The 3,525-nt window shown below is 71.3% G+C and carries 4 protein-coding genes; all 4 read right to left on the reverse strand.

What is annotated here, in order from left to right:
- Positions 1-76: 76 nt before the first annotated feature.
- Genes ACVNF4_RS33880 through ACVNF4_RS33895 form a run of 4 tightly spaced genes read right to left on the reverse strand, consistent with a single transcriptional unit; the run spans position 77 to position 3,393 of the window.
- Positions 77-1,132, reverse strand: coding sequence for an NlpC/P60 family protein (locus ACVNF4_RS33880; RefSeq protein ID WP_461806708.1), 1,056 nt, complete (start codon positions 1,130-1,132; stop codon positions 77-79).
- Between the two features lie 33 nt (positions 1,133-1,165).
- Positions 1,166-1,648: a poly-gamma-glutamate biosynthesis protein PgsC/CapC gene (locus tag ACVNF4_RS33885; RefSeq protein WP_461806709.1), complete on the reverse strand. Its 483-nt coding sequence runs from the start codon at positions 1,646-1,648 to the stop codon at positions 1,166-1,168.
- Positions 1,645-2,886 (reverse strand): poly-gamma-glutamate synthase PgsB, encoded by a 1,242-nt coding sequence (gene pgsB, locus ACVNF4_RS33890; RefSeq protein ID WP_461806710.1) that lies wholly within the window; start codon positions 2,884-2,886, stop codon positions 1,645-1,647. The genes ACVNF4_RS33885 and pgsB overlap by 4 nt, the downstream gene beginning before the upstream one ends.
- A gap of 6 nt (positions 2,887-2,892) precedes the next feature.
- Positions 2,893-3,393: a HAMP domain-containing protein gene (locus tag ACVNF4_RS33895; protein ID WP_461806711.1), complete on the reverse strand. Its 501-nt coding sequence runs from the start codon at positions 3,391-3,393 to the stop codon at positions 2,893-2,895.
- Positions 3,394-3,525: the final 132 nt, after the last annotated feature.

Consider the following 3,525-nt stretch of genomic DNA (forward strand, 5'->3'; position numbering starts at 1 on the left):
CTCCGCACCGGGAGACGGTGCGGAGGCCGGCCGTGGTGGGGGCTCGGGCTGGCGCAGGGAGTCGGGCCGCGTGCCGTCAGAGGCGTCGTGCCGCTCGCAGCCCCTGGGCGTAGTAGCCGTCGCCGTCGAGGCGGGAGGTGGCGCCCTTGTCGCCCATGGTGGGGCCGTCGGCGTTCTTGCGGCTGGAGATGAAGCGGGGGTGGTCGGTGGTGTCGAGGCCGAGGTAGATGCCGATGTGGCCGATGCGGCCGGCGGGGAGGTCCTGGGTCTTGAAGAGGACCAGGTCGCCGGGTTGGAGTTGGTGGACGGTGGTGGGGCGGTGGTCGGTCAGGGGGATCACGGGGATGCCCAGACGGCCGCGGGCGATCGCGTCCGGGGTGCGTTGCAGTCCGTTGCCCGTCGCGCCGTCCCCGCTGTTCAGGGGGAGGCCGGAGCGGTATCCGTACACCAGCCGGACATAGCCGGAGGCGTCGACGGAGCGTGCGCGGTCCTTCTCGGGGCGGCGGGTGACCGTGTCGGGGAAGGTCCAGGACGTGGCCAGGTAGTCGTAGAAGTCCGAGCCCGTGCGCCGCTTCGACTTGTCCTGCCCGGCGGCGTCGGGCGTGTAGCGGGCGGCGCCGCTGTAGCCGACTCCCGCCGCGGTCGTCCGGGCGGGGGCGCCGGCGACGTAGTCGAAGGCCACAGCGAGGATGTCGGGCGCGCGGCTGTCGAGGCTCGACTTCAGCCAGCCCTTGAACCACGCGCTGTGCTCCGCGCCCCGCGTCCACGCCTGGGGCAGCAGCCGCACCCAGCTCCTGGTGACGACCTTGGCGTCCGTCGTGCGCGCCTCGGCGAAGGTTCTGCCGGGCCCGGTGAGTACGGCCGTGCGGGCGCCGTCGGTGAACGTGGCGACGACGGCGCCGCTGCGGTCGCGGGCGACCGTGCGGGCGGGGCTGCCTATCGCCTCGAAGGTCAGCGGGCCGGTGCCGGCGGGGGTCACGGCGTCCGGTGACCCCGATGACCCCGACGATGCCGCCGGCACCGTCGGATCGTCGGCGCGGTGCCTGAGCTGGAGGTTCAGCCCGTAGCTCGCCGCGAGCAGGGCGGCCGTCACCACGAACAGGACCGTGTTTCTGGGCAGGGGGCGTTTCACTGGTCAGCTCCGATGGGGGGGAAGGAATAGCGCTCAGGTCGTGGGCAGGGCGCCCAGCAGCAGCCCGGACACGAGGATCACGTAGGTCGCGAACGTGACCGCGCAGGTGGACAGGACCGTCGCCGTCCTGGGCTGCCTCTCCAGCTGGTAGGCGATGAGGCCGGGGACGATGAACCCGAGGGCCTGGTGGGCGAAGAGCAGGGGGAACTGCTGCTGGAGCAGCAGGGACAGCCCGGCCTGGAGGAGGACGCCGATGAGGACGACGGCGGCGAACAGCCGCTTGCCGTAGAGGATGACGAACCGTTGCAGCAGCTTGGTCATCAGGTAGGTCAGGGCCGCCACGGCCGCGACCATGGCGGCACGCCGCACGTCACCGACGAGGGTGAGGGCGAGCCAGCCGGGGGTGATCATGCCGCCCGGTGAGAGGTTCGTGGTCAGGTAGCACAGGAGGGAGAACACCAGCCCCAGCGCGATGCCGATGGCAGCGATCTGTGGGGTGACTACTGCGGGGATCAACGGGAGGCTCCAGGCGAGGAGTTGTGGGGGGTGACGAGTTCCGCGGGGGTGTCGTCCGGGTCGGGTGCCAGTGCCGCGAGCCGCTCCAGGAACAGTTCGCCCTGGCCGTGGATGTTGCCGATGGCGACGAGCGAGGAGTCCGGCCCCAGGTGGGCCAGCAGTTCCCCGGTGAGCTGACCGGGGTCGCGCCGGTCACCGCCGAGGTCGACGACGTTCCCCGTCCAGTGCGCGGGGATCGCGTCGGCGGCGGACTTGGTGGGGTGGCCGATGAGGAACACCGTCTCCGGGTCGAGCTGTGCGACGAGCGCGCCCATCTGTCCGTTGCGCTCCACGCGGTCGGGACGGCAGTTGACGACGACGTGCAGCGGGCGGTGGATCGCGCCGAGTCCGAGGAGCTGGTCGATGTTCATCAGCGTCGACTCGGGGTCGTTCGCGGCGAAGACGTTCGCGAAGCGCAGCCGCTTCCCGTCCGGGGTGCGGTACCGCTCGACGGACAGCACACCCGGGTCCGGCGGCGCCGCGTACATGCCCTTGAGCGCGGTCGCGCGGTCGACGCCGAGGAGTTCGGCGACCGTGAGGGCGATGGCGACGTTCTCCTTGAAGGTGAACCAGCCGAAGCCGCGCATCTCGTCGTCGGTGACGGTGTCCGGGTCGGCGTAGACGAGTTCGCAGTTCCGGGCGGCGGCCTCCTCCTGGATGATGTGGAGGCGCTCCTTCTCGGCGGTGACGCAGACGCCGCCCTCGGGCAGGGACCGGCACAGGGAGCGGGCCACGTCGTCCAGCGTCGGTCCCATCTCGGCGAGATGGTCCTCGCGGACGTTGCACAGGACGCCGATGGTGGAGCGGATCAGCTTGGACTGGTTGATCTCCTGGAGCGCCGGCATGACGGCCATGCACTCCATGACGAGGACGTCGGGCCGGTATCCGGCGGCCCGCCGGACGATGCCGATCTGTTCGACGACGTTGGCGATGCCGAACTTGCGGTAGACCGGCTCCTCGGTGGCGTCGGGGTGGATGAAGCGGGCCGCCGTGCCGGTGGTCTTGGCGACGGTCACCAGTCCGCTGCCGCGCAGCGCGCCCGCGCACAGCCGGGTGATGGAGGACTTGCCGCGGATGCCGTTGACCAGCACCCGCGTGGGTATGACGGCCAGATTCGCGTCGTGGCGGCGCTGTTCGACGACGCCCGCGACGAGCAGGCCGGCGCAGCACGCCGCGAGGACGCAGTACAGGAAGAGCACGGCGGGTCAGCTCCTGGGAGAGGGGGTGGAGGTGCGGGGGAGCCGCTGCCGGATCAGTTCGAGGCCGCGGGCGACGGACCCCACCTCGTCGTGGTAGCGCGGGTAGAGGACCGTCGTCCGGTCCCCCGCCGCCAACACCTCGGCGCCCCGGGCGACTTCGCGCAGCGGGCGGACGACGACGAGGTACAGCCAGCCGAGGCAGAGGGCGCCCGTGGTGACCCCCAGCAGACCGACGAGCATGATCCGCCGCTGTGCCTCGTACTCGGGCAGGCCGATCCAGAACACGGGTTTGATCGAGGCGACTTTCCAGCCGAGCGCTCCCGCGACACCCAGTTTGCCGTTGAACGGCGCGACGGCGGCGACCGCCGGGTCCCGCCGGCCGAGCAGCAGTTCGGCGGAGCCCTTGGCCGTGCTGTCCTTCATCTGGGCCCTCAGCCGGCTGTCGGAGACCCGCCCGAAGGCCACGAACCCCTTGTTGGACGCGATGACCCGCTGTGCGGAGTCCACCAGCCACACCGAGCCGAGGCCAGATCGGATTCCACGCCAAGAGCGGCTGGCTGACGTCGTCGACGTACGGCGGCGGCAGTTGGTTCGGGCACTCGACGACCATGTCGGGGCTGTGGATCGACAACCAGCAGC

The organism is Streptomyces sp. S6, from assembly GCF_054880855.1.